The organism is Pandoraea sp., from assembly GCF_041919235.1.
GTDB lineage: Bacteria > Pseudomonadota > Gammaproteobacteria > Burkholderiales > Burkholderiaceae > Pandoraea.
In genome coordinates this window covers 55,973-80,413 of sequence record NZ_JAYRUC010000007.1, presented here as the reverse complement: position 1 = coordinate 80,413, position 24,441 = coordinate 55,973, and the positions used below count along the sequence as shown (strand labels likewise).

General features: G+C 63.3%; 22 protein-coding genes. 12 read left to right on the top strand and 10 right to left on the bottom strand.

Annotation, left to right across the window (positions count from 1 at the left end; all coding sequences use genetic code 11):
* The first annotated feature begins 191 nt into the window (after positions 1-191).
* Positions 192-1,067, top strand: coding sequence for a mechanosensitive ion channel family protein (locus tag ACE3UG_RS07435; protein ID WP_374621760.1), 876 nt, complete (start codon positions 192-194; stop codon positions 1,065-1,067).
* Between the two features lie 288 nt (positions 1,068-1,355).
* Here ACE3UG_RS07435 and mtgA read toward each other — a convergent pair whose 3' ends face one another.
* From mtgA to mpl, 6 genes are all read right to left on the bottom strand, one after another.
* Positions 1,356-2,114 carry a monofunctional biosynthetic peptidoglycan transglycosylase gene (mtgA, locus tag ACE3UG_RS07430; RefSeq protein ID WP_374621758.1) on the bottom strand — a complete coding sequence of 253 codons (759 nt, stop codon included), beginning with the start codon at positions 2,112-2,114 and terminating at the stop codon, positions 1,356-1,358.
* A gap of 8 nt (positions 2,115-2,122) precedes the next feature.
* The gene (aroE, locus tag ACE3UG_RS07425) at positions 2,123-2,995 is read right to left on the bottom strand and encodes a shikimate dehydrogenase (RefSeq protein ID WP_374621755.1); all 873 of its coding nucleotides are present in this window, start codon (positions 2,993-2,995) and stop codon (positions 2,123-2,125) included.
* Between the two features lie 316 nt (positions 2,996-3,311).
* Entirely contained in the window at positions 3,312-4,271 is a 960-nt protein-coding gene (locus tag ACE3UG_RS07420; RefSeq protein ID WP_374621752.1) for an energy transducer TonB, read from the bottom strand.
* Positions 4,265-6,475, bottom strand: a complete 2,211-nt coding sequence (locus ACE3UG_RS07415) for a ribonuclease catalytic domain-containing protein (protein ID WP_374621750.1) — start codon at positions 6,473-6,475, stop codon at positions 4,265-4,267. Before ACE3UG_RS07415 ends, ACE3UG_RS07420 begins: the two co-directional genes overlap by 7 nt.
* Before the next feature lie 77 nt (positions 6,476-6,552).
* The gene (locus ACE3UG_RS07410) at positions 6,553-7,164 is read right to left on the bottom strand and encodes a YqiA/YcfP family alpha/beta fold hydrolase (protein ID WP_374621747.1); all 612 of its coding nucleotides are present in this window, start codon (positions 7,162-7,164) and stop codon (positions 6,553-6,555) included.
* A gap of 53 nt (positions 7,165-7,217) precedes the next feature.
* Positions 7,218-8,600, bottom strand: a complete 1,383-nt coding sequence (gene mpl / locus ACE3UG_RS07405; RefSeq protein WP_374621744.1) for a UDP-N-acetylmuramate:L-alanyl-gamma-D-glutamyl-meso-diaminopimelate ligase — start codon at positions 8,598-8,600, stop codon at positions 7,218-7,220.
* Positions 8,601-8,742: 142 nt separating this feature from the next.
* Here mpl and ACE3UG_RS07400 point away from each other — a divergent pair, with 142 nt between their 5' ends.
* The 10 genes from ACE3UG_RS07400 (at position 8,743) to ACE3UG_RS07355 (ending at position 16,874) form a co-directional block, all read left to right on the top strand.
* Positions 8,743-9,393, top strand: a complete 651-nt coding sequence (locus ACE3UG_RS07400; protein WP_374621742.1) for a UDP-N-acetylmuramate--alanine ligase — start codon at positions 8,743-8,745, stop codon at positions 9,391-9,393.
* A 110-nt stretch (positions 9,394-9,503) separates the two neighbouring features.
* A complete protein-coding gene (locus ACE3UG_RS07395; protein WP_374621739.1) occupies positions 9,504-10,028 on the top strand; it encodes a TlpA family protein disulfide reductase in 525 nt (174 codons plus the stop codon).
* A 132-nt stretch (positions 10,029-10,160) separates the two neighbouring features.
* Positions 10,161-10,607: a type II 3-dehydroquinate dehydratase gene (gene aroQ, locus ACE3UG_RS07390; protein ID WP_374621737.1), complete on the top strand. Its 447-nt coding sequence runs from the start codon at positions 10,161-10,163 to the stop codon at positions 10,605-10,607.
* Positions 10,608-10,677: 70 nt separating this feature from the next.
* On the top strand, positions 10,678-11,139 hold the full coding sequence (accB, locus tag ACE3UG_RS07385; protein ID WP_374621734.1) for an acetyl-CoA carboxylase biotin carboxyl carrier protein: 462 nt from the start codon (positions 10,678-10,680) through the stop codon (positions 11,137-11,139).
* A gap of 100 nt (positions 11,140-11,239) precedes the next feature.
* Entirely contained in the window at positions 11,240-12,601 is a 1,362-nt protein-coding gene (gene accC / locus ACE3UG_RS07380; protein WP_374621731.1) for an acetyl-CoA carboxylase biotin carboxylase subunit, read from the top strand.
* A 49-nt stretch (positions 12,602-12,650) separates the two neighbouring features.
* The gene (gene prmA, locus ACE3UG_RS07375; RefSeq protein WP_374621729.1) at positions 12,651-13,544 is read left to right on the top strand and encodes a 50S ribosomal protein L11 methyltransferase; all 894 of its coding nucleotides are present in this window, start codon (positions 12,651-12,653) and stop codon (positions 13,542-13,544) included.
* Positions 13,545-13,568: 24 nt separating this feature from the next.
* The gene (locus ACE3UG_RS07370; RefSeq protein ID WP_374621727.1) at positions 13,569-14,729 is read left to right on the top strand and encodes a DUF3426 domain-containing protein; all 1,161 of its coding nucleotides are present in this window, start codon (positions 13,569-13,571) and stop codon (positions 14,727-14,729) included.
* A 32-nt stretch (positions 14,730-14,761) separates the two neighbouring features.
* Entirely contained in the window at positions 14,762-15,262 is a 501-nt protein-coding gene (gene tpx / locus ACE3UG_RS07365) for a thiol peroxidase (protein ID WP_374621724.1), read from the top strand.
* 177 nt (positions 15,263-15,439) lie between these two features.
* The gene (locus ACE3UG_RS07360) at positions 15,440-16,375 is read left to right on the top strand and encodes a carbohydrate kinase family protein (protein WP_374621722.1); all 936 of its coding nucleotides are present in this window, start codon (positions 15,440-15,442) and stop codon (positions 16,373-16,375) included.
* Positions 16,376-16,394: 19 nt separating this feature from the next.
* A complete protein-coding gene (locus ACE3UG_RS07355) occupies positions 16,395-16,874 on the top strand; it encodes a hypothetical protein (RefSeq protein ID WP_374621719.1) in 480 nt (159 codons plus the stop codon).
* A gap of 215 nt (positions 16,875-17,089) precedes the next feature.
* Here ACE3UG_RS07355 and ACE3UG_RS07350 read toward each other — a convergent pair whose 3' ends face one another.
* From ACE3UG_RS07350 to ACE3UG_RS07340, 3 genes are all read right to left on the bottom strand, one after another.
* Positions 17,090-17,695, bottom strand: a complete 606-nt coding sequence (locus ACE3UG_RS07350; RefSeq protein WP_374621716.1) for a histone H1-like DNA-binding protein — start codon at positions 17,693-17,695, stop codon at positions 17,090-17,092.
* A 28-nt stretch (positions 17,696-17,723) separates the two neighbouring features.
* Complete coding sequence (locus ACE3UG_RS07345; RefSeq protein ID WP_374621713.1) at positions 17,724-18,026, bottom strand: hypothetical protein; 303 nt, start codon at positions 18,024-18,026, stop codon at positions 17,724-17,726.
* A 376-nt stretch (positions 18,027-18,402) separates the two neighbouring features.
* Positions 18,403-19,551, bottom strand: a complete 1,149-nt coding sequence (locus ACE3UG_RS07340; protein ID WP_374621711.1) for a ribonucleotide-diphosphate reductase subunit beta — start codon at positions 19,549-19,551, stop codon at positions 18,403-18,405.
* Positions 19,552-20,094: 543 nt separating this feature from the next.
* Here ACE3UG_RS07340 and ACE3UG_RS07335 point away from each other — a divergent pair.
* Positions 20,095-21,057, top strand: a complete 963-nt coding sequence (locus tag ACE3UG_RS07335; RefSeq protein WP_374621708.1) for a hypothetical protein — start codon at positions 20,095-20,097, stop codon at positions 21,055-21,057.
* A gap of 105 nt (positions 21,058-21,162) precedes the next feature.
* Here ACE3UG_RS07335 and ACE3UG_RS07330 read toward each other — a convergent pair whose 3' ends face one another.
* Entirely contained in the window at positions 21,163-24,114 is a 2,952-nt protein-coding gene (locus tag ACE3UG_RS07330) for a ribonucleoside-diphosphate reductase subunit alpha (protein ID WP_374621705.1), read from the bottom strand.
* Positions 24,115-24,441 lie beyond the last annotated feature (327 nt).

The following is a 24,441-nucleotide window of genomic DNA, read 5'->3' as shown; positions in this document are numbered from 1 at the left end:
AGCCTGTGCGCCGCAGCGCGGGTGCCATCGTCTGTCGTCCGGCAACGGAATCGTTCGTAAGCATGCGCCTAAATTGCGGGATTCGAGTCGCACGATAGCAAACGACGGCGCGCACACCGAACCAATCCGCGCACTTTGCGTCAACCTTGATATTGGCGCGTTCGTGCGCCCGTCCATAGGGAGAATTTCAAATGACTGACGTCACGCCCCCGCTCGCGTCCTTCGATGCGGTGATGGGGTTTCTTGCAGCCAACGCGGTGCGTTATGGGCTGTCGTTCGTGCAGGCCGTGCTGATCCTGTTGATCGGCTTCTGGATCGCCAAGCGACTGGCGCGCTTCGTCCACCGCACACTGGGCCGCTCACCCCACTTCGACGCCACGCTCAAGCCGCTCATCGAGTCGGTCGTATTGTGGTCGGTGCGCGTCATCACCATTGTCGCGGTGCTTGCGCAATTCGGCGTGCAGACGGCGAGCATCATTGCGGTGCTGGGTGCGGCGGGACTGGCCATCGGTCTTGCACTGCAGGGCACATTGCAGAACATCGCCGCGGGAACAATGCTGCTCGTGCTGCGCCCGTTCCGCAATGGCGATTACATCACCGCAGGGACATCGGTCGCGGGCACGGTCGAAGAGATTGGTCTGTTCACGACCACGCTCACGAATGCAGATGGCATTTACGTCTGTGTGCCGAACAATCAGATCTGGGGTCAGCCGATCACGAATTTCAGCCGCAACGCCACGCGTCGCATGGAGGTCACCGTGGGCATTGCACTCGACGACGATCTCGACGCCGCCATGACCGCACTGCGTGAGCACGTGGCCGACGATGATCGGGTGCTCGACAGGCCGGCACCGGAAATCATGGTCAAGCAAGTCAGCGACAGCGCCGTGATCGTCAATGTGCGTGTCTGGTCGTTGCTGGGCAACTACTGGGGGCTGTACTGGGATCTCCAGCGTGGCGTGAAGGAAACCGTCGAGGGTGTGGGGTGCTCGCTCCCGTTCCCGACGCGCACCGTCATGCACATCCCTGCGCAGCCGATCCCGGACGCCGCACAATCGCGGCACTAGCGTTGCACTAGCGCGGCACCGATCAACCGCGCGAGCGCGTGCCGCGTTGGAGTGCGTCCGACGCCGTGTCGAACAACGCGGCGGGGCATACGCACACATCGGGCGAAGCAATGGGCACCGGCACCGTACCGCCGGCGTTCGCCGCGAAGGGGCGTGTTTGGGGCGTGTTTGGGGCGTTGGGGGCGTTTGGGGCGTTTGGGGCGTTTGGGGCGTTTGGGGCGTTGGGGGCGTTGGGGGCGTTGGGGGCGTTGGGGGCAGGTGGGGCGATAGCGGCGCGGCGCGCAAGGCCTACTGCGGCAACTCCGCCGCACCCATGCGACGCGCAATCACGCCGGCGCGTTGCGCGAGATACGGCGAATTGCGGTGAGTATCGTAATAGCGCGGACGTGGCAGCATCACCGCCAACCGTGCCGCTTGCCACGGCGAGAGCTTGGCCGCCGGAATGCCATAGTAGTAGCGCGCCGCCGCTTCGGCACCGAAAACGCCTTCGCCCCACTCCACCGAATTGAGATAGATCTCGAAGATTCGCTGCTTGTTCATCCAGAACTCGAGCATCCATGTGATGCTCAGCTCTTCGGCCTTACGCAGGTAGCTCTTCTCGCTCGACAGGAACAGGTTCTTGGCCAGTTGCTGGGAGATGGTCGAGCCGCCGGCGACGATGTGCCCCTTCTTCTGATTCTTCTCCCATGCGCCGAGCATTGCGTCGATCTCGAAGCCGTCGTGATTGACGAAGTTCGCGTCCTCGCTCGCGATGATCGCGCGCTTCAGATTGCGTGAAATCCGATCGTACGGCACCCATTCGTGCCTGAGCGTTGCCTGCGGATTCGTCTCGCGCAGTCGCGCCTCAGCCGCCCGCATGAACGACGTCGACTGGGGATCGAAGCGCACCCACCAGCCGATCTGCAGGAAGTAGTAAAGCTGCGTGGCCAGCACGCCCGCGACCAGGAGCGTGACGATGTAGGACGTCCATTGCCACGGGCCCCAACGGCGCTTGCGGGTCGTGTGCGAGGTGCGCGAGGTGCGCGAGGTGCGTCGCTGCGCGGCCATCGGAAGAATCAGCCTTTCGCGGCGAGCCGGGCGCGCAAGGCTGCGCGCACGACATCGGTCGACGGCCGCACGCCACGCCACACTGCGAACGCTTCGGCGGCCTGCTCGACTAGCATGCCCAGCCCGTCCGCCGCGCGCGCCGCACCCGCCGACAAGGCGTGCGTCATGAACACGGTCGGTTGCGCGCCGTACATCATGTCGTAGGCAAGCGATCCGGTCGCGTAGACGCCGGCGGGCAATGGCGGCACGTCTCCCTGAAGACTGCCTGCGGTGGCATTGATCACGACATCGAACGCCTTCGGAATCGCTTGCCAGCCGCCGCCAGCGAGTGCCACGCCATGGCGCTCGGCGTCCCGCGCGAACCGGGCGACGAGCTCGTCTGCGCGTCCCGCTGTGCGATTGGCGACGAAGAGCGCCGCCGGCCCCGCTTCGATCATGGGCAACATTGCCCCGCGCGACGCGCCGCCCGCGCCGAGCAGCAGCACCCGACGCCCTTTCAACGACACACCAAGCGATCCCTCGATGTCGCGCACGAGTCCCACACCATCGGTGTTATCGCCCGTGACGCCTTGCGCGTCGAACACCAGCGTGTTGACCGCGCCCGCAGCCTGCGCACGCTCGGTCAGACGATCCGCCAGCGCGTGGGCCTCGAGCTTGAACGGCACGGTGACGTTGGCGCCTCGGGCGCCCTGCTCGATAAAAGTGCGCACGGTGTCGGCAAACGCATCGAGCGGCGCGAGCAAACGCTCATAGGTGAGATGCTGCCCGGTTTCGCGGGCGAATTCGGCGTGAATGAACGGTGACTGGCTGTGTTCGACAGGATGACCGATCACGGCATAGCGATCGGCCGGCACGTCCCCGGATGGCATTTGGTTTGGCATCGTCGTCAAAGACTCGTCGCCTGGCGATTGCGCCGGCGTTGTTATTACGGGCATCGAATGCGGGGCTCGGCAGCGTCTCGGCCAACATCGATCCCCCGAAGATCGACCGTGCGGCACCATCGAACCCGCGAACACCGTGAATCCCGTTCATGTCACCGCATGGTACACGCGGCAATGGTACGGGCACCGCACGAACTGCGACCGTCGGCAGTCCCCCAATTCCTGGCGGACTGTCCTGTTTGGAAAACCCTCGCGATGTTGCAAACACCTGGACAGCCAACCGTCTCCGCACCCCACTGCATCGCAATGCAATGTCTTAGTGCGCCGTAGCGCCTGGCGGCGCAGCGAGGGTTTCGGTTTGCACTCCCTGACGCGAGAAGGTCATTCGCGTCACGATTTCGAGAATGTCGTAGCGCCGCTTCATTTCGGGGGAAAAGTCGCCAAATGGCGCACTGGCCTGCACGATCGCCACCGCTCGGCGGTCCAGATCGCGATTGCCGGAGCTTCGCGTGACTTCCACGCCCGCAACGTTCCAGCCGTCCTTGTGGTAGCCGAGCCCGCCACGCTGATTGACGTTGAGCGTGACGATCAACTCGCCATACAGACGCTCGCTGCCGATCTGCGGGAAGTGCTCCGTGCCGTAGCGCTCGACACGATGGCGCAGCGTATCGAAATAGCGTGCATACGCAACTTCGCGCGTATTGGCCGTGACCTGGCCGCGTTTCGGCCGCGTCTGATAGGCACGCAACTGCCGGTCGATTTCCGCTTGCAGACGGGCAATCTGCGGGTCGACGTTCTGGTCGTCGATCCCGCGCCCGAGTTGTCGCGCGTCGGCACGACTGCGCTGCGACGCCGGCGCGGCGGCATACTGGCTGCGCAGTTGCGAGAGCAGCTTCTCCTGCATCGTTTCCAGGTCGCTCACATGGCGCTGAATCTGAGCGACGGGGGCACCGTCGCGATCGACCGCGCGTGACGGGAGCGGCGACGTCGCGCGCTCGCCGTCGTGCTCGCCACCGCCCACGAGGTTGGCCTGCGCGAGCGCGGTCGCCTTCTCGGGAGCGGTGGCCGACTTCGCATTGACGAGGACCACGTCAAGCGGCGTGTCGGCGGTGTGCAACCGGAAACTGTCGGGCGCGACGAAATGCACCGCAAGCGCCAGCAGATGAACCAAGGCCGAAAATGCAAGACCCGTCGCAAGCGGATGCTCGCGCATGAACGACCATCCGCGACGACGTGCCTCGCCCAGATGACCGGAAGCGAACGCAGGTTTCAGCACGCCGGACTGACGGAAACGTCGCGAGCACCCGCCGCCGTCAGCGCGGCTGCCAGCGGCAATGGACCGTCCGCCGTGTCTTCGGATGGCAAGCCGGCCGTGGTCGCGTCGGCTGTCGCCAAAGCGGCCGCGTCGCCAGCAAGACGTTCAGTGCTTTCGTTACTTTCAGCACTCTCACCACCTTCAGCACTCTCAGCACTCTCAGCACTCTCAGCGCCCTCGGCACCTTCAGCCCCCTCGCCGCCCGCAGTGCCCGTGCCACCGTCACCTGCGCCGCCGTCACCTTCGTCATCGTCGTCGGCCGCGACGGTCTGGCTGGCGTCGAGCACCTGCGAGACGCGCACCGAAATGCTGAGCGTGACGACGTCGAGCGACAACACGTCGAGCATGATCTGCGTACCGCGCGCATGGGGCCCGAGGCCCAGCACGATCAGCGTGAGCGGAATATCGTTCAAACGCACGGTATCGCCCTTGAGCACGCTCGCCTGCACCTGCGACTTGTTCTCCTGAATCAGCCAGCGCAGACACCAGTAGCGCTCCATCCGGCTCTGGTGCTCGGCGTAGGCCGCATAAGCGGCTTCGAAACTCGACACGGTGACATACAGATCGGCGTCCTTCGGCTTGAAGGGTGCGGCCAGCTTGGCGGTCACACCATGACGCACGCAGGCAATCAATTGCCACTGATTCACCAGATCGACGTAGCGCCGCAGCGGCGACGTGCTCCACGCGTACTGCTCGACGCCGAGACCTTCGTGCGGCGCGGGCGAAGTCTGCATGCGCGTGCGGTTCACGCCGTACGCACGCTGTGCCCGATAGATGCCTGGCACGCCGCATTCGGCGAGCAAGCGTCCCCAGCGGCTGTTTGCGAGAATCGCCATCTCGGCGACGATCAGGTCCAGCGGTGCGCCCCGCTGGCGTTGCTTGATCGTGACCTGCTCGCCGTCGACGTAAAAATTGAAGTCGGTCTTGTTCTGCACTTCCGGGCGCAGGCCGTAACCGACGCGCGCGGCCTGACGCTTGTCGTAAAGCGACTGAGCGAACGGCCACAGCAGACGCAGCTCTTCCTTGTGCGGATAGTCGCCACTGCCGTCGGCCAGCGTCTCGGCCGTGATGATCGCGTCGAGTTCGTTATGACGCAGGTTCGCGGAGATCGGCACCCGTTCCGCATGCGTCTCCGTCGCGACGATCTCGTAGGTATCGGCCTTCACCACGACATACAGCGACAGCGCCGGACGCGCGCCCCCTTCGGCGAGCGTATAGGCTTCGACCACGGCGTCGGGCAGCATCGTGATCTTCTCGCCCGGTGCGTACACCGTGGACAGACGCACACGCGCTATCTGGTCGATGGGGTCGCCGCGCGTGATACCCAGCGCCGGCGCTGCAATGTGGATACCCACGCGCAGCAGGCCGTCGGGCAACACCTGCACCGAGAGGGCGTCGTCGATTTCCGTCGTCGTCGAGTCGTCGATGGAGAACGCCTGCACGTCGGCGAGCGGCAAATCGTCGCCGGGCAACGGCGTCGGTCCCAGGTCGGGGAAACCGGTGCCGCGCGGGAAATATTCATAGAGGAACGCCGCCTCGTGATACGCACGCGGCGACGCGATGCCGCCGCACGCCAGCATCACCTCGGCGTGCGTCTTGCCCAGCGCGATGGCGGCGGCGTCGAGCGCCTTCCACTCGATGCTGTTCTTGTCGGGACGGAACAGCAACAGCAGTTCCTTGCCCTTGAGCGCATCGGGCAGTGTGCCCGCGATCAGTTGATCGGCATAAACCGCTTGCAATTCCGCCTGCTGCTGCTTGCGGGCAAGCCCCGCGAGCGCGGCTTGCAGTTGTTCCTGCGGCGCACGTTGATACTGGCCGCGGCCCTTGCGGCGGAAATAGACCGGCGAAGCCTGCAGGGCGAGCGCCAGTCCGGCTTGTTGCGCAACGCTCGCGCCCTCACCGAAGTACTCGGCCGCAAGCGTCGGAAATGGAAACTCCTCGACAGGCGCGCATTCCCACAGGAAGCTCATGTCGATGTCCTGTGCGGCGGCCTGAGCCTGCGCGATCAGGTCGGCGGGAGAAGGCGACTCGAAACGCAGCAGCACGTCGCGTCCCTTGATCTTGCTGCGGCGTCCGCCGGGCAGCTCCACCTGATACGACTCACCCTGCTGCAACAACACCGTGCCAGCCTTGAAGCCGCCGGATTCCTCAAAAAAAATGTTCATGAAACAGCCATCGATCGCAATAGGCGACATTGTAGCCCGCCAATGTGCGGCGGTTTAGGGCAGAACGGGTAACCGCGTCATTCGCCCGCGAACGGGCCTGCGGTGCCGGGCGAAGGCGGAGCGTCGATGCCGGCGAAGCGCAGCACGTCGTCCATGTAATCGACAAAATCGGAAATCCCGTGGTCACTGCCCTCGATCAGCGTGAGTTTCGCCCCCGCGAACTTTGCCACCATGTCACGGTAATCGAGCGTCTGGTCGCCGGTCGCGGCCACGAGGTAGTAGCGTTCGGGGCGAGTGATCTGCGCCACGTCGAGCATGCGCAGTTCATCGAGATGACGCGGCTCGACCACGATGGTGCCGCCGCCGTGCCACATCGGCTGCTCGCCCAGCCATTTGCCGAGATCGTCGTACGGCCGAGTGGCCGGGTTGAGCAACACCGCGCGGCATCCGAGTTTCTCGGCCAGATACGTCGCATAGTAGCCGCCCAGCGAACTGCCCACGATGGTCAGCTCGTCGGCCCGCACGCCGGTCAGCAGACGCTGCGCGTCGACAACGGCGGCAAGCGGCGACGGCGGCAATTGCGGGCAGGCCCACGCGTGCCCCAGCCCAAGCCGATGCATGCGGGCGGCCATCAGTTGCGCCTTGAAGGAACGCGGCGACGACCGAAAGCCGTGTAAATAAAGAATCATGTGAGCCCCTGAGTAAACCGAGTCAGTGTGCGCAAACGGCAAAGGCGCGCATCTCAGGCGCGCGCCGCCAGTGCATCGAGCAATTTCTGGTGAATTCCGCCGAAGCCGCCGTTACTCATCACCACGATCTGGTCGCCCGGCTGTACGGCCGCGCTCACCGCGCGAACCAGTCCGTCGATATCGCTGAACGTCTGCGCACGCGCGCCAAGGGGTGCCAGCGCCTCGCTAAGATTCCAGCCAAGCGCGTCCTTGCCCGACGGCGCGCCGTACCCGAACACCAGGTCGGCATCCGCGAGACTGGCCGGCAGTTGCGCCTTCATCACACCGAGCTTCATCGTGTTCGAACGCGGCTCGAGCACCGCCAGAATGCGCTCGCTGCCTACGCGGCGGCGCAGTCCGGAAAGCGTCGTCTGAATGGCGGTCGGATGGTGCGCAAAATCGTCATAGACGGTCACGCCGGCCGCCACGCCCCGCACTTCCATACGGCGTTTCACATTCTGGAACTTGCCCAGCGAAGCCGCCCCCTGCTCTGGCGGCACACCGACGTGTCGTGCGGCGGCCAGGGCTGCCAGCGCGTTCATCCGGTTGTGCTCGCCCTGGAGCGGCCACTTCACCTCCCCGGCGGGCGTCGCCCCGTGATGGACCCAGAACGCTTCCTGTCCCGGCGCGAGCACATCGTTCGCCTGAGCGACATGCCACCCCTCGGCCACGCCAAAACGCTCGACCTCGCTCCAGCAGCCACGCGCCAGCACGCGCTCGAGCGCGGCTTCGCGACCGTTGACGATCAGTCGGCCCTGCCCCGGCACCGTGCGCACCAGATGATGGAATTGCGTCTCGATCGCCGCCAGATCCGGGAAGATGTCAGCATGATCGAACTCGAGGTTGTTCAAGATCGCCGTACGCGGACGGTAATGGACAAACTTCGAACGCTTGTCGAAGAAAGCGGTGTCGTATTCGTCGGCCTCGATCACGAAGAAATCGCTCTCGGTCAATCGCGCCGAAATGCCGAAGTTCATTGGCACACCGCCGACGAGGAAGCCCGGGTTGTACCCCGCATCGTCGAGAATCCAGGCAAGCATCGACGTGGTCGTCGTCTTACCGTGCGTGCCCGCTACGGCCAGCACCCACTTCTGCGACAGGACATGCTCGCCAAGCCATTGCGGACCGGACGTGTAGGGCAGATTGCGGTTCAGGATCTCTTCCATTAGCGCATTGCCGCGCGAGACAACGTTGCCGATCACGAACAGGTCGGGCTTGAGCGAGACCTGGTCGGCATCGAAACCCTCGATCAGCCGGATACCCTGCGCCTCGAGCTGGGTACTCATCGGCGGATAGACGTTGGCGTCGCAACCCGTGACGGTATGACCGGCCTGGCGCGCGAGGACCGCCAGACCGCCCATGAACGTGCCGCAGATGCCAAGAATATGAATGTGCATGGATGGGGAGCGTGGTGAGGACGGGCCGAACCCGTGCGGGAAATGGGGATGCTAAAGGGCTGCCAAAGGGGATGCCAAAACGCCAAGGGCTCCATTGTACCTGCGGCGTGCGCCGCAATGCCTTTCGGGTATCATCGTTCGCATGACACGCAAATCCTGGACCGACGCCCAACGCCTGCGCGAGGAAATCGCTCTGGTAGCCGCCCGCCTCATTGCCGAGGAGGGCGCCGACTACGCCAGCGCGAAGCGCAAGGCGGCGAAGCAGGTCACCGGGGAATCGCGAATTGCCGGAGAATTGCTGCCGGATAACGACCAGATCGAAGCAGAAGTTCGCGAATACGTCCAAACGTTCCTCTCCGAGACGCAGCCGGCCGAGTTGGCCCATCTGCGTCAGGTGGCGCTCACCGTCATGACGATGTTGGCACGCTATCGGCCGTACATCACCGGCGCCGTCTACAACGGCACGGCAACATCGCTATCCGACATCTATTTGCAGGCATTTTGCGACAACCCGAAGGAAGTCGCCATCGATCTGCTCAACCGGGGCATCGACTACGAAGTCTCGGAGAGTCGCCATTTCAATGGCCGCGGCATGGTCGAGACACTGAGTTTTCTGTGGCGTGAACGCCCTCAACGCGGTGAACCGGCGGGCATCCACCTGTCCCTGTATTCGCTTGACGACATGCGCGGCGCGCTCAAGGCCACCGACGGGAATGGCCGTCCCGTTCGCACCGATGCGAACGGTCTGCGTGCGTTGACCGCCGAAGCGACGGAGCACGAGACCAGTCCCTGAATGGCCGTCGGGCCGCTGCAGCATCACCGTCGAATCGCCACGCAATATTCACAATTTCCCACCGATTTTCATCTACCGTCTATTCCCGGCACTATCGTCTCTCATCCATCATGGCAAAACGCATTGTTATTCTGGTGATTCTGGCGCTCGCGGGACTGGCCGCCGGCTTCTGGTTCGGCCACCGCAACGCACAACCCACCGATGCACAGGATGCCGCCGTCGCCCAACTGCTCGCGACACGGCTCCCCGACCTGAGCGGTCACGAGCAAGCCGTCTCACAATGGCGCGGTAAAACATTGGTCGTCAACTTCTGGGCCCCGTGGTGCGGGCCTTGCGTGGAAGAAATGCCCGACCTTCAGTCACTTTCCAACGAATTCGGCGGAAAAAATGTCCAATTCGTGGGAATTGGCATCGATTCGGCACAAAATATGATTGCGTTCGAGCAAAAGGTGAAAGTCACTTATCCGCTGCTCGTGGCCGGCTTCGCCGGGACCGATCTGGCCCGCGCACTCGGCAACAAGGCCGGTGCACTCCCCTTTACCGTGGTGGTCGATCCCCAAGGTCACCTGCACTACCAGAAGCTTGGCCGCATCACATCGGATGAAGTCCGCGCGGCACTCAAACCCCTCATCTGACCCCACTGCTGGGAATCGGAATCGTGGGAAGCCCCGTCAGACGTGAGTGACAGGGCGCTATTTTCACCCCACTGGACAAAATCCACCAACTGGCGTTTAATTGCGCCCAATTTCGTGAAATTTGATTCGCCAATGCCTCATCGCATTCTCGTGCTCCACGGCCCCAACCTGAACCTGCTCGGTACTCGCGAGCCGGAGGTATACGGTCGCACGACGCTGGCTGACATCGATGCAGCCCTTGTGGCGCAAGCCACGACAGCGGGTGCCGAGGTGGCGACTTTCCAGAGTAATCACGAAGGCGCATTGGTTGACCGGATTCAGGCGGCGCGCGATGAGTCGATCGACTTCATCGTCATCAACCCTGCGGCCTACACCCACACCAGCGTGGCGATGCGCGACGCGCTGGCCGGTGTGGGCATTCCGTTCGTCGAGGTCCACCTCTCGAACGTCCATGCGCGTGAGGCCTTCCGGCATCACTCGTACTTTTCCGACATTGCGCAAGGCGTGATCTGCGGCCTGGGCTGGCGCGGCTACACTTACGCACTCGATTTTGCCCTGCGGCGACTCGCCGGCGGGTAGTCCTCTCATCCCCTATTTCCCTTCGCGGGGCGTTGCCCCCGCGTCGATTCCGAATTAAGGAGCTTCCTTCATGGATTTGCGCAAACTCAAGACGTTGATCGACCTCGTGGCCGAATCGGGTATTTCCGAGCTCGAAGTCACCGAAGGCGAAGGCAAGGTCCGCATCGTCAAGGCGCCCCCCCAATTGATCGCTGCCCCGATGCAGATGGCCATGCCGGCGGTCGCCCCGCAGGCCGCCGCGCAAGCTCCCGCTGCCTTGGCCCCCGCACCGGCGGCGGTTGCACCGGCCGTGCCGCAAGGTCATATCGTCACGTCGCCGATGGTCGGCACCTTCTACCGCGCCCCGTCGCCGGGCGCCGATCCGTTCGCCCAGGTCGGCGACTCGGTCAAGGAAGGTCAGACGCTGTGCATCATCGAAGCGATGAAGCTGCTCAACGAGATCGAGTCGGACAAGGCCGGCGTCATCAAGGAAATCCTCGTCGAGAACGGCCAGGCCGTGGAATACGGTCAACCGCTGTTCGTGATCGGCTAATGCCGGTTGTCGGACGCCCCGCCTGCGCGGCGGTGTGCCGCTCCGGCGGCACAAAGCGTCCGGCCCCGCTCCTCTCCCCTTTCGGGCAGGACTGCACATAATGTTTGAAAAAATCCTCATCGCCAACCGCGGCGAAATCGCTCTGCGCGTCCAGCGCGCGTGCCGCGAGATGGGCATCAAGACCGTCGTCGTCTATTCCGAAGCCGACAAGGAAGCGAAGTACGTCAAGCTCGCTGACGAAGCCGTCTGTATCGGCCCCGCTCCCTCGGCGCTCAGCTACCTGAACATGCCTGCGCTCATCAGCGCGGCAGAAGTCACCGACGCCCAGGCCATCCACCCGGGCTACGGCTTCCTGTCGGAGAATGCCGACTTCGCCGAGCGCGTCGAGCAATCGGGCTTCACGTTCATCGGCCCGCGCCCCGACACCATTCGCCTGATGGGCGACAAGGTCTCGGCCAAGCAGACGATGATCAAGACCGGTGTGCCATGTGTTCCGGGCTCGGAAGGCGCGTTGCCCGACGATCCGAAGGAAATCGTGCGTATCGCGCGTCAGATCGGCTATCCGGTGATCATCAAGGCCGCCGGCGGCGGCGGCGGCCGCGGCATGCGTGTGGTGCACACGGAAGCCGCGCTCGTGAACGCGGTCAACATGACCCGTGAAGAAGCGGGCCGCGCGTTCGGCAACCCGGAAGTCTATATGGAGAAGTTCCTCGAGAACCCGCGCCATATCGAAATCCAGATACTCGCCGACAAGCACAAGAATGCCGTCTGGTTGGGTGAGCGCGACTGCTCGATGCAGCGCCGCCATCAGAAGGTGATCGAAGAAGCAACCGCGCCGCTGATCGCTCGTCGTTCGATCGAGCGCATCGGCGACCGTTGCGCCGACGCCTGCAAGAAGATGGGCTACATCGGTGCCGGCACGTTCGAATTCCTGTACGAGAACGGGGAGTTCTATTTCATCGAAATGAACACGCGCGTGCAGGTCGAGCACCCGGTGACCGAGATGATCACGGGCATCGATATCGTGCAGGAACAGATCCGCATCGCGGCGGGTGAGAAGCTCGGCTACCGTCAGCGTGACATCCAGTTCCAGGGGCACGCCATCGAGTGCCGCATCAACGCCGAAGATCCGTTCAAGTTCACGCCGTCGCCGGGCCGCATCACGGCCTGGCACATGCCGGGCGGCCCTGGCATCCGTGTCGACTCGCACGCTTACAACGGCTACTTCGTGCCGCCCAACTACGATTCGATGATCGGCAAGTTGATCGCCTACGGGGCAACGCGCGATCAGGCGATCCGCCGCATGCGCGTGGCGCTGTCGGAAATCGTGATCGAAGGCATCCAGACGAACATCCCGCTGCACCGGGAACTGATGCTCGACGCCAAGTTTGTCGAAGGCGGCACCAGCATCCATTATCTGGAACAGAAGCTGGCGCAAAAGTCCGCCGTCGGCAGCAGTTAAGCCGTTGATCGGTTGTTAATCCTTTGTTAATCCGCAGGAATCGCTCGCTATGTATCGCGAACTCGTCGTAGAAGTTGCCCGCGCCCAGGCCGAGGCCCTGTCAGACGCCTTGCTCGACCTGGGCGTGCTGTCGGTCTCCGTGGAAGACGCGGACGCCGACACGCCCGACGAGCAACCGATGTTCGGCGAGCCGGGCCTGACCCCGCCGGACACCGCGTGGCAACATTCACGCGTGGTTGCATTGGTGGGGGAAGATCAGGACGCCGCCGTGCTGCTTGCGGCGGCCGTCAACGAATTGGGGCTCACCGAGTCGCCGGCATTCACGTTGCGTGACGTAGCCGAGCAGGATTGGGTGCGCCTGACCCAGTCGCAGTTCGAGCCGATGCAGATCGGCCAGCGTATCTGGGTCGTGCCGTCGTGGCACGAAGCGCCGGACACCGATGCCCTCATCCTCGAACTCGATCCGGGCCTCGCCTTCGGTACAGGTAGTCATCCGACTACCCGTCTGTGCATGGAATGGCTCGAACAACATGTCCAGGCCGGCGAGTCGTTGCTCGACTACGGTTGCGGCTCCGGCATTCTGGCAATTCTTGCGCGCAAGTGCGGGGCCGATCCGGTCATCGGCATCGACATCGATCCGCAGGCGGTCGAATCCGCTCGCTACAACAGCGAGCGCAATCACGCGGCGGTCGAATACGGGCTGCCCGACGACCTGCGCGACGGTCAGTTCAATATCGTGGTCGCCAACATCCTGTCGAATCCGCTCAAACTGCTCGCGTCGATGCTCACCTCGCGCGTGGCGCCGGGCGGACGGCTCGCGCTGTCGGGCGTGCTGGAACGGCAAGCGGACGAGGTGATTGCGGCCTATGCGCCCTACATGAAGTTGTCGGTGTGGCGCGCGTACGATGGCTGGGTCTGCCTGCACGGGCAGGCCGCCCGCTAAGCCGCAGACCGCGCGCCGAGTCCCATGACCCTGCCCTCGCGCGTTCTCGCCACCCGCTGTCCGCAATGCCATACCGTCTTTCGCGTCGTCGCGGATCAGCTCAAACTGCGTGACGGCCTCGTGCGTTGTGGCCATTGCCGCGAGGTGTTCGACGGGCGTGCCTATCTTTGCGAGCCGCCCGGCGATGCGCCCGAGACGGCCATCACCGAGGCGATGCACGCTTCAGTTGCACCGCCCGCCGGCACCGACGCCGACGACGCCGACGCTAAAGCAGGCGAAGTCAGTGCGTCCGATATGACGGCGGAGTGGCCTGCATCGCCCGCATCGTTCCACGCGCCCGGCGCCCCCGCCGATGTGCCTGGCACAGCGCCGGCACCGACCGTCGAACCGACTGCGCCCACCGAAAGACCGCCGGTGCCCGAGATGCTCACGCCGACGGCGATCGCTGCACTGCTGGGCACGCCCGACGAAAGTCGCGCTCAGATGCGGCATGGCTCGGGGCGATACATCGACGACGACGATTCAACCGTCCTCTCGGCGCCTACTGCGACGACGCCGCGTGCCCAGGCGCCCGCGCCGTCCGGCCACCCTGCACGCGAAAAGCATCGGCGCGTCGGGCGAATGATCTGGCGGGTGTTGCTCGCGCTGGCCGTCATCGGTGCGCTCGTCCAGTGGGCGTGGATCGAACGCGCCGCGCTTGTCGACCGCGTTCCCGCATCGCGCAGCTTATTCGCGGTGCTTGGACGCCCAATGCACGTAACGATTGCACTGCCGCGTCAACCGGACAGGGTTCAGATCTCGAGCGTGACGCTGGTCACCGACGCACCGGGGGCGACCGATGTGGCGACTGACGCGACGGCCGATGCGACGACTGATGCGGCGGCCGCGACAGCAGGCAATGCCGCGAGCGCGGTCACGGCGAGCGATGCCGTGCCGATGACGCTCACGGTGTTCATCCGCAATCAGGCAGGCTACGCCGTTGCCTGGCCGTCGCTCGAACTCACGCTCTCGGATATCGACGGCAAGCCGGTCGTGCGACGCGTTTTTGCGGCCCGCGACTATGTTACCGATACGACACAGCGCGAGACCGGTCTGGCGCCACACAGCGAACGCACGATTCGGTTACGATTATCGGCGCAGGCAGCGCTAGCCAGTAACTACCGGGTGCTCGCGTTCTATCCGTGATAGCGCTGTTGCACTCAACCTAGGAGATATTGATGTCCCAAGTCACACTCGGGGGCAACCCCATCGAAGTTGACGGTCAGTTCCCGCAGAAGGGGCAGACCGCGCCGGCATTTTCGCTGGTCAATGCCAAGTTGCAGGACGTCTCGCTCGACGATTTCGCGGGCAAGCGCAAGGTGCTCAACATCGTGCCGAGTCTCGACACGCCGACCTGCGCCACCTCGACCCGCAAGTTCAACGAAGCCGCCGGCAAGCTCGAGAACACCGTCGTGCTCGTGATCTCGGCCGACTTGCCGTTCGCGATGAGCCGCTTCTGCGCCACCGAAGGACTCAACAACGTCGTCACGCTCTCGACCATGCGCGGCCGCGAGTTCCTCAAGAACTATGGCGTGGCGATCACCACCGGCCCGCTCGCTGGGGTGTCGGCCCGTGCCGTCGTCGTGCTGGACGCCGATAACCACGTCGTCCATGCCGAACTCGTGCCCGAGATCAAGAACGAGCCGAACTACGACGCAGCGCTCGCCGCACTGTCGTAAGCCACGGCAGTGCATCTGGCCCGCCCGGTTCCACCGGTGCGCGCCGGATCGCGGTGCCCGCGCCCGCGCAAACGATTGCGTTGGCCATCTCTTTCAACCAGCGGCACAAGACAGCGCAACCGGCCAGCCGTCTGCAGTCCTTTTTTGCCCTGCTTACCTTTCGCAAGGACTCATCCCGTGACTACCGTGATCTGCGGCTCACTCGCCTACGACAACATCATGACGTTCGAAGGCCGCTTCGGCGAGCACATCCTGCCCGATCAGGTACACATCCTGAACGTGAGCTTCCTCGTGCCGACGATGCGCCGCAACTTTGGCGGTTGCGCCGGCAACATCGGCTACAGCCTGCATCTGCTGGGCGGCTCGCCCGTGGTCATGGCTACCGTCGGTGAAGACGGCGCCGCCTACATCGAGCGCTTCCAGTCGCTCGGCATGACGACGGAGTTCGTGCGCACGGTCGCGGACAGCATGACCGCCAACGCCATGATCACCACCGATCTGGACAACAACCAGATCACTGCCTTCCATCCGGGCGCCATGATGTTCTCGACGCGTAACCGCGTGGCCGATGCCAACGGCGCCACGCTCGGCATCGTCGCGCCGGACGCCCCTGACGCCATGCTCACCCACGCCGAAGGATTCGCGGCCGCAGGCGTGCCGTTCATGTTCGATCCGGGCCAGGGCCTGCCGCTGCTCTCGCCCGACGTACTGCGTCGCATGGTGGAACTCGCAACGTATCTTGCGGTCAACGACTACGAAGCCAAGCTCCTCTGCACGAAGACCGGTTGGTCGATGGACGACCTCCAGTCGCGTGTCGAGGCACTTGTCGTCACGCGCGGAGAACACGGGGCCCTGATCTTCGCCGACGGCAAGCAGCACGACATTCCCGCCGTGACCGCCAAGCGTGTCGTCGACCCCACCGGGTGTGGCGACGCCTTCCGTGGCGGGTTGCTGTACGGCATCGAAAAGGGTCTCGACTGGCCGACCACCGGCCGCCTGGCCAGCCTGATGGGTTCGCTCAAGATTGCCGAGCAAGGCCCGCAGACGTACGCCCCGACACGCGCTGAGATCGAGGCACAATTTGAAGAAGCGTTCGGCCACCGCTTCGAATGACACTAGGAAAGGCACAACGATGGCACGACTGACCACACCGCTCATTATTCTCACTGCCGCGGCTTCGCTCACCCTGTCCGCCTGCACGGCGTTCGGTCCGAGCAATTCTGCGAGCGTCTACAGCAGCCGCCAGGCGCAACGCGAACAGATCGTGCGCATGGGTACGGTCGAATCGGTGCGTCCGGTCACGATCGATAGCAGCAACGGCGACCCGGGTGTGCTCGGCGTGGTCGGCGGCGGAGCGCTGGGCGCCGTTGGCGGCAGCGCCATCGGCGGTGGCCGCGGTTCGATTGCGACGGGCATTATCGGTGGTCTGATCGGCGCCGTTGCCGGGCAAGCCGTCGAAAGCCGCATGAGCAAGAAGGCGGGTTTGGAGATCACCGTGCGACTCGACAATGGCGAGCTGCGCGCGATCACGCAGGACGCCGACGAAGCGTTCCAGCCGGGTCAGCGCGTGCGTCTGCTTTCCAGCGGCGGCGTGACACGTGTAACGCACTGAGTCTCGCGCATGCACTGATGCGCGCAGTACTCGCCGAGTCGATCACGCATCGCTCGGGCGCAGATGCATCACTCGGGCGGCATATGCCGCCCGTTTTCATTTCTGCCATGAAAAAACCCGCTGTAACGATCGCTCATCACAGCGGGTTTCGGATCGAGTAGGCCTACTCGATCAAAAGACACCTAAGTGCCTTGGTTCCTGCATCGGCACTCGAATTACGGACGGCTGCCGGTCGGGAACGGCCATGCGGCTGCCGGGTTCAGCGCGGTCTTCGGTGCAGCCGGAGCCGCAGCAGGCGCAGCGGCAGGCTTGGCGGCGACCTTCTTCACTGCCGGCTTCTTGGCAGCAGCAGGCTTCTTCGCAGCCGGCTTCTTCGCAGCAACCTTCTTGACGGCAGCCTTCTTCGCAGCCGGCTTCTTGGCAGCAACCTTCTTCACGGCTGCCTTCTTCGCGGCCGGCTTCTTGGCGGCAACCTTCTTCACCGCGGCCTTCTTGGCTGCCGGCTTCTTGGCGGCGACCTTCTTGACCGCTGCCTTCTTGGCGACCGGCTTCTTGGCGGCAACCTTCTTCACCGCTGCCTTCTTGGCGACCGGCTTCTTGGCGGCCACCTTCTTCACCGCAACCTTCTTGGCTGCCGGCTTCTTGGCGGCGACCTTCTTCGCTGCCGGCTTCTTGGCAGCGACAGCCTTCTTCGCGACCGGCTTCTTAGCAGCCACAGCCTTCTTCGCGACCGGCTTCTTGGCGGCGACAGCCTTCTTCGCTACCGGCTTCTTGGCAACAGCCTTCTTGGCTGCGGGTTTTTTCTTAGCAGTAGTAGCCATCACTTTGCTCCTTAACGTGAGAGATCACTCAAACAAAACCACCTGAGAAGGAAACCCGACCACCGTGCGGTGAACTGCCGGCGAGCGGGCTATTCATCGGCGTACGCATCGGACATCGACGGCTTACGCTAATGAATTCGGCGCTGCGCGCATGACGCTGACCGTGAGTGGTCACGCGCGCAAAAAAATTGCCGGCGACATTGCCGCCAGCAATTCGATTGTCTTGAGAAAGGGGATTCGCCAGATTCTTCGGGGGGTAGCTTGCCTGTCCCGTCATCGGGATGGAGGAGATTGCGATAGCGGATAAGCGATACTGCTTGCTATGCACCAAGGTTTTTACGCTCCGTAACTACCAGCTCTCTGTCGCGGGAGGAAAGCAATGTGCTTTCGTGTGTTCATCGAGACTGCAATTTATTTGAGCGAATAATAATTCTTTTGTGATGCGATGTTAATACTTTGCGCGTAAAAAAGCGCACAACGTTCGTGACGAAGAAGTCAATCTGTTGTATTTGATGCACATCGCACACGCACGTCAGTGCATGCGAAGCGATGAAGACGACGTGCGAGTGAGGACGGTGTGCGTGACTTGCGCCTTCTCTTCGGCGTCTCTCACTGCTAGTCACGCGTGCTGCACGCACACACACCACCCTCTCGAAACCCGCATGGATACTGGCTTTGCAGCCAGCACCCAACATCTCACGCTCGACTCAGTCCCAGCTCAGTGCGCCACCGGTCTGGTATTCGATCACGCGTGTTTCGAAGAAGTTGCGCTCCTTCTTCAGATCGATCATCTCGCTCATCCACGGGAACGGATTCTCTTCGTTCGGATAGAGTGCCTCGAGACCGATTTGGGAACAACGACGGTTCGCGATGAAGCGCAGATAGCTCTTGAACATGCCGGCGTTCAGACCGAGCACGCCGCGCGGCATCGTGTCTTCAGCGTAGCGATACTCCAGTTCGACCGCCTTCTTGAACAGCTCGCGAATCTCTTCGCGGAACTCGGGCGTCCACAGGTTCGGGTTTTCCAGCTTCACCTGGTTGATCAGATCGATGCCGAAGTTGCAGTGCATCGACTCGTCGCGCAGGATGTACTGATATTGCTCTGCAGCACCGGTCATCTTGTTCTGGCGGCCCAGCGCGAGAATCTGCGTGAAGCCGACGTAGAAGAACAGACCTTCCATGATGCAGGCGAACACGATGAGCGAGCGCAGCAGTTTCTGATCGGCTTCTTGCGTGCCGGTCTGGAACGACGGATCTGCCACGACTTCGATGAACGGGAGCAGGAACTCGTCCTTGTCGCGAATCGACGGCACTTCGTGATACGCGTTGAAGATCTCGCCTTCGTCCAGACCCAGGCTCTCTACGATGTATTGATAGGCGTGCGTGTGGATAGCCTCTTCGAAGGCCTGACGCAGCAGAAACTGTCGGCACTCCGGTGCAGTGATGTGACGGTAGGTGCCCAACACGATATTGTTCGCGGCGAGCGAGTCGGCCGTCACGAAAAATCCGAGGTTGCGCTTGATGATGCGGCGCTCGTCTTCGGTCAGGCCGTTCGGATCCTTCCACAGGGCGATGTCGCGCGACATGTTGATTTCCTGCGGCATCCAGTGGTTCGCGCAACCGGCCAGGTACTTCTCCCAGGCCCACTTGTACTTGAAGGGCACCAGTTGGTTCACATCCGTCGTGCCGTTGATCACGCGCTTGTCGGAGGCGCTCACGCGACGCGTCGACTGCGACGCGATCACACTCGGGGTATCCCCTTGCGTGCCGAGCATGTTCGAGGCAGTCGCAGGGGCTGGCGCCGCAGCAGGGGCAGCCGATTTGGCCGTGGTGGTGTCTTCTTCCCAGTTCAGCATAGGGTCTCAGTCCGTTCAGGTTGATGCGATGCACACACGAAGCGCGCATCGCCGAAGTGACAGATCAGCCGTTCGCGTGCGAAGGCTGACAAAAAAAGCTCGATCCGGCGACCGGCAATCCATCGCCGTCGGCGCGAAGGCCACCGGGAAAATTGCCGTGGGTCGGGGAGGATGCAGATGCGCAATTGCGCAGTTGGGGACAACAACGACGAGGCGAGAGCCGCAACAACATCATGACCTCCCGACGTCGAATTGAATGACTCCAATTTAGCACAATTACGTCACTCATTCCAGCACGCCACACTAGATATAGTGTCGCACCGCACGATGACCACTATACCTAGTGTCTAGCGGTATTCCCTAGGTCACGGACATCTGGCGGCGCGGGACCGGCATCTTGCCATGAAACGGCGTTGCGCGACAGCGATTGTGGCGCGTCGAAACGGGGTGGCGTCACATTGGCGTATCCTGTCGCGACGGCCGACCGGAACACCCGATGCCGGCGCAAACTATCGCTAGACGTCGACGAAGGAGAGACCGACGATGACATTCGCAGGCACCGATGGGACACAGAGGCCGGCAGGCTCGCTGGGCCCGACACCGCTCACCCTCACACCCGGCAAACCGATCCGCCTCTCGCAGGGCTCGCTCGTCGCCGAGGTTCAGCCGAGCTGTGGCGGCCGGCTTGCGAGACTCGCTCGCCGCGACGCGCATGACGCGCTCTTCGACTACCTCGTGCCGCTCGGCAGCGAGCCGTTCGCGTCGGACGAATGGCCAAAGGCCGGTGCATTTCCGATGCTGCCGTACACCAACCTGTTGCGCGACGACACGCTGCACTGGCGGGACCGCACGATCGCCGTTCGCGAATCGCCGGCCGCGTCGAGTTCGCTGCACGGTTGGGGGTTGCGTCGCGTATGGGATGTGGTCGACGAAAGCCCGGAGTGCTGCGTATTGCAACTCGACTGTCCGGCACAACCCGAATGGCCCTGGCAATATCAGGCGTATCTCTCGGTGACGCTCGACGAGCAGGGCGTCGACATGCAATTGTCGATCACCAATCTCTCGACGCAGGACATGCCCGCCGGTCTCGGGCTGCATCCCTACTTCCACTGGCCGGCCGGCGCTCGACTCACCTTCGCGTCGGAGGCGATCTGGCGTTCTCCGTCCGAGGACATTCGGTGGCCGAGCGAGCAACGCGTGCATGTGGGCGAGATGGAAGTGGTGTCGGTGGGCGGCGGACTCGATACCGGCGGGCGCTCCACCTGGTTCGCCGAAGTGCCGGTCGAGTCAGGCCGATTCGACGCGCGCATCGACTATGCCGGCGGCCTGCGCTCGGCCACGGTGCGCAGCAGCGATGCCACTTGGCTCGTGATCCACTCGCCTGCCGGACGTCCCTACCTTTGCCTGGAACCGTCGACGCATCGGGTCGGCGAGTTCGACGACGATCACGCCGTGGTGTCGCACGGGCAGACGCTCGAACTGTCGATGCGCATCGATCTGACCTGAGCGCTAGGCGAGCCGACCCCGCAAGAAAAAACCCCGTCGACCCGAAAGGGCGACGGGGTTTTTCACGATGCCGGGTGCCGCTTGCGGCACCGCGACACGCTCACCTTACTGGCAAGCCTCGCACTCTTCGAAGCCCGGATCGCCCGGACGCATCGTGCACACCGCACCCTCGGCGTCAGGCATCGGCTGGGCCAGCGGCGAGGTCGGCTCGGCCGTGAAGCCCCCCGACATACCGCCGGAACTCGGCACCGCGTTCAGCGCGCCGTGGCTCACCGTCGACTTCTCGACGTGCGTCGCCGCCATCGTACGCAGGTAGTACGTGGTCTTCAGCCCGCGCGTCCATGCCAGCTTGTACGTCTCGTCGAGCTTCTTGCCCGAAGCGCCCGCCATGTAGATGTTGAGCGACTGCGCCTGATCGATCCACTTCTGACGACGCGACGCCGCCTCGACCAGCCACTTCGGCTCGACTTCGAACGCCGTGGCATAGATCTCGCGCAGATCGGCCGGCACGCGGTCGATGCGCGCCAGCGTGCCGTCGAAATACTTCAGATCGGCGACCATCACTTCGTCCCACAGCCCCCGGGCCTTCAGGTCACGCACCAGATACTCGTTGACCACTGTGAATTCGCCCGACAGGTTCGACTTCACATACAGGTTCTGGAACGTCGGCTCGATACACGCCGAGACCCCGATGATGTTCGAGATCGTCGCGGTCGGCGCGATGGCCACGCAGTTCGAGTTGCGCATGCCGTACGAGGCAATGTGCTTGCGCAGGCTGTCCCAATCGAGCGTGCTCGAGAGGTCGACGTCGATATAACCGCCTCGCGCTTCGGCCAGCAGCGCCAGCGAATCTTGCGGCAGGATGCCGCGATCCCACAGCGAACCCTTGTACGACGAATACTGACCCCGTTCCTTGGCCAACTCGGACGACGCCCAGTAGGCGTAGTAGCACACGGCTTCCATCGAACGATCGGCGAATTCGACCGCGGCGTTCGAGGCATAAGGCGTACGCAACAGGTGCAGGCAGTCCTGGAAGCCCATGATGCCCAGGCCCACCGGACGGTGATGCAGATTCGAATTGCGCGCCTTCGCCACCGCGTAGTAGTTGATGTCGATGACGTTGTCGAGCATGCGCATCGCCACGCGGATGGTGCGCTGCAGCTTTTCGTGATCCAGTTCGTAACCGTCTGCGGTCTGCTTCAGGTGAGCCACGAGGTTCACCGAGCCGAGATTGCACACGGCGATTTCCGTCTCGCTCGTGTTGAGCGTGATTTCCGTGCACAGGTTCGACGAGTGCACCACGCCCACATGCTGCTGCGGCGAGCGGATGTTGCACGGGTCCTTGAACGTGATCCACGGATGACCGGTTTCGAACAGCATGCCCAGCATCTTGCGCCAGAGGGCTTGCGCCGGAACCTTCTTGAACAGCTTGATCTCGCCGCGTGCGGCCTTGTCTTCGTAGGCGGTGTAAGCCTGCTCGAACGCCTTGCCGTACTTGTCGTGCAGATCCGGGCAGGTCGAGGGCGAGAACAGCGTCCACTCGGCGCCTTCCATCACGCGCTTCATGAACAGATCCGGAATCCAGTTCGCGGTGTTCATGTCGTGCGTGCGACGACGGTCGTCGCCGGTGTTCTTGCGCAGCTCGAGGAATTCTTCGATGTCCAGGTGCCACGTTTCCAGGTAGGCGCACACAGCGCCCTTGCGCTTACCGCCCTGGTTCACCGCCACCGCCGTGTCGTTGACCACCTTCAGGAACGGCACCACCCCCTGGCTCTTGCCGTTCGTGCCTTTGATGTGCGAGCCGAGCGCGCGAACCTGCGTCCAGTCGTTGCCCAGACCGCCGGCGAACTTCGAGAGCAGTGCGTTTTCCTTGAGGGCTTCGTAAATGCCTTCCAGATCGTCCGACACCGTGGTCAGGTAGCACGACGAGAGCTGCGAGCGACGCGTGCCCGAGTTGAACAGCGTCGGCGTCGAGCTCATGAAGTCGAAGCTCGACAGAATCCGGTAGAACTCGATCGCACGCGCTTCGCGCTCGACTTCATTGAGCGCCAGCCCCATCGCCACACGCATGTAGAACGCTTGCGGCATTTCGATGCGGTGACCGTCGATATGCAGGAAGTAGCGATCGTAGAGCGTCTGCAGGCCCAGATAGTTGAACTGCAGATCGCGCGATGCGTCGAGCGCGGCGCTCAGCTTGCCCAGATCGAACGAGAGCAGTTGCTCGTCGAGCAGTTCGGCATCGACACCCTGCTTGATGAAGCGCGGGAAATACTCGATGTAGCGCGCGGCCATTTCGCCCTGCGGCACTTCTTCGCCGAGAATTTCGCGGCGGATCGTGTGCATCAGGATACGGGCGGTAACCTGGCTGTACGCCGGCTCTTTCTCAATGAGGGTACGCGAAGCGAGAATCGCCGAGTCGTAGACTTGCGACAGCGGCACGCCGTCGTACAGGTTCTTGATCGTCTCGGTCAGGATCGGCTCGGCATCGACTTCGTCGCCGAGATTTTCGCAGGCCGCCTGCACGACGCCGCGCAACACCGCCATATCCAGCTCACGCGTCACGCCGTTGTCGCTGACACGCAATACCGGGGCGTCGGGTGTGGCGACTTCATGCGCAGTCTCGACCGCGTGAGCGCGCTCTTGCGAACGCTTTTCGCGGTACAACACATAGGCGCGCGCCACGTTGTGCTCGCCCTCGCGCATGAGCGCGAGTTCGACCTGATCCTGGATGTCTTCGATGTGGAACGTGCCGCCGTTCGGGCGGCTGCGCACCAGCGCGCGCACGACGCTTTGCGTCAGTTGCTCCACGAGTTCCCGTACGCGCGCCGAAGCCGCGCCCTGCCCGCCGTTCACGGCGAGGAACGCCTTGGTCACGGCGATCGCGATCTTCGACGGCTCGAAACCCACCACCGCGCCGTTGCGTCGAATCACTTTGAAGTCGGCGTTCGTCGCCGGCTCGAATGCGCCCGTCGTCTGGGGCGCCGACGCACCCGCGCCACTGCCAGCGGTCGCGGCAGGCGTCGGGGTCGGGCGGGTGAGGTTTTCGTTGGTCTGCATGTAAAAACTCCCGTTCCAATGAGATGGTGCTGTTAGCGCGCCTTTACCAGTGCTACGTCCGGCAAAATTGCGCCCTTGGGGGCGCCGATGGAGCGAAGTGCTGACACCGCACGACCGACGGACGGCCAAGGGTTCGAGGTGTCCGCTGCACGGCTTTGCTGCTGTGCCGCCCCGCAAAATCCCGCAGGACAAGCACGGTATTGATGGTGATTGCATTCTGTGCCGAACCTGACATCAACCACTAGATGTAGTGGTCGGCACTTGAATTGACACTAAGTATAGTGGAGATGACGCACTCCGCAAACCCAAAAATTTCTCTCGCCGGGA